The sequence below is a fragment of the Streptomyces chattanoogensis genome, assembly GCF_001294335.1.
GTDB lineage: Bacteria > Actinomycetota > Actinomycetes > Streptomycetales > Streptomycetaceae > Streptomyces > Streptomyces chattanoogensis.
On the sequence record NZ_LGKG01000008.1, the window covers coordinates 1 to 1,757 of the forward strand.

Annotated in this window: 1 protein-coding gene; it reads left to right on the plus strand. The window is 71.6% G+C overall.

Annotation, left to right across the window (positions count from 1 at the left end):
* Positions 1-1,755 (plus strand): acetyl/propionyl/methylcrotonyl-CoA carboxylase subunit alpha (locus tag ADL29_RS04150; protein WP_063788387.1); only part of this gene is annotated, 1,755 nt, incomplete at its 5' end.
* Positions 1,756-1,757: the final 2 nt, after the last annotated feature.

Below are 1,757 nucleotides of genomic sequence, written 5' to 3' on the forward strand. Positions count from 1 at the left end.
AACCGTGGCGAGATCGCCGTCCGGGTTGCCCGTGCCTGCCGGGACGCGGGGATCGGGAGTGTGGCTGTCTACGCCGACCCGGACCGCGACGCCCTGCATGTCCGCGCGGCGGACGAGGCCTACGCGCTGGGCGGTGACACCCCGGCCTCCAGCTACCTCGACATCGCCAAGGTTCTCCAGGCCGCCGCCGACTCCGGCGCCGACGCCATCCACCCCGGCTACGGCTTCCTGTCCGAGAACGCCGAATTCGCCCAGGCCGTCCTCGACGCCGGCCTGACCTGGATCGGCCCGCCCCCGCACGCCATCCGCGACCTCGGCGACAAGGTCGCCGCCCGCCACATCGCCCAGCGCGCCGGTGCGCCGCTGGTCGCCGGCACCCCCGACCCGGTCTCCGGCTCCGACGAGGTCGTCGCCTTCGCCAAGGAACACGGCCTGCCCATCGCCATCAAGGCAGCCTTCGGCGGCGGCGGCCGCGGCCTCAAGGTCGCCCGCACCCTCGAAGAAGTCCCCGAGCTCTACGACTCCGCCGTCCGCGAAGCCGTCGCCGCCTTCGGCCGCGGCGAATGCTTCGTCGAGCGCTACCTCGACCGCCCCCGCCACGTCGAAACCCAGTGCCTGGCCGACAAGCACGGCAATGTGGTCGTGGTCTCCACCCGCGACTGCTCCCTCCAGCGCCGTCACCAGAAGCTCGTCGAGGAAGCCCCCGCACCCTTCCTCTCCGACGAGCAGAACGCCGAGCTCTACCGCGCCTCCAAGGCCATCCTCAAGGAAGCCGGCTACGAAGGCGCAGGCACCTGCGAGTTCCTCGTCGGCCAGGACGGCACCATCTCCTTCCTGGAGGTCAACACCCGCCTCCAGGTCGAACACCCCGTCACCGAAGAAGTCACCGGCCTCGACCTGGTCCGCGAGATGTTCCGCATCGCCGACGGCGAGGAACTCGGCTACGACGACCCCGCCGTGCGCGGCCACTCCTTCGAGTTCCGCATCAACGGCGAGGACCCCGGCCGCAACTTCCTGCCCGCCCCCGGCACCGTCACCCGCTTCGACGCCCCCGCCGGCCCCGGCGTCCGCCTCGACGCCGGCGTCGAATCCGGCAGCGTCATCGGCCCCGCCTGGGACTCCCTCCTCGCCAAACTCATCATCACCGGCGCCACCCGCGAACAGGCCCTCCAGCGCGCCGCCCGCGCACTGAACGAGTTCACCGTCGAGGGCATGGCCACCGCCATCCCCTTCCACCGCACCGTCGTCACCGACCCGGCGTTCGCCCCCGAACTCACCGGCTCCACCGACCCGTTCACGGTCCACACCCGCTGGATCGAGACCGAGTTCGTCAACGAGATCCCGCCCTTCACCGCCCCCGGCGCCGAGGAAGAGGGCGCCGAGGCCGGCAGCCGCGAGACGGTCGTCGTCGAGGTCGGCGGCAAGCGCCTCGAAGTCTCCCTGCCCTCCTCGCTCGGCATGCCGCTGGCCCGCGCCGCGGTCGCCGGCGGCGCCAAGCCCAAGCGCAAGGCCACCAAGAAGTCCTCCGGCGCCGCCTCCGGCGACGCCCTGGCCTCCCCCATGCAGGGCACCATCGTCAAGGTCGCCGTCGAAGAGGGCCAGCAGGTCGTCGAAGGCGAACTCGTCGTCGTCCTCGAAGCGATGAAGATGGAACAGCCCCTCAACGCCCACCGCTCCGGCACCATCAAGGGCCTGACCGCCGAAGTCGGCGCAGCCCTCACCTCCGGCGCGGTGATCTGCGAGATCAAGGACTGACG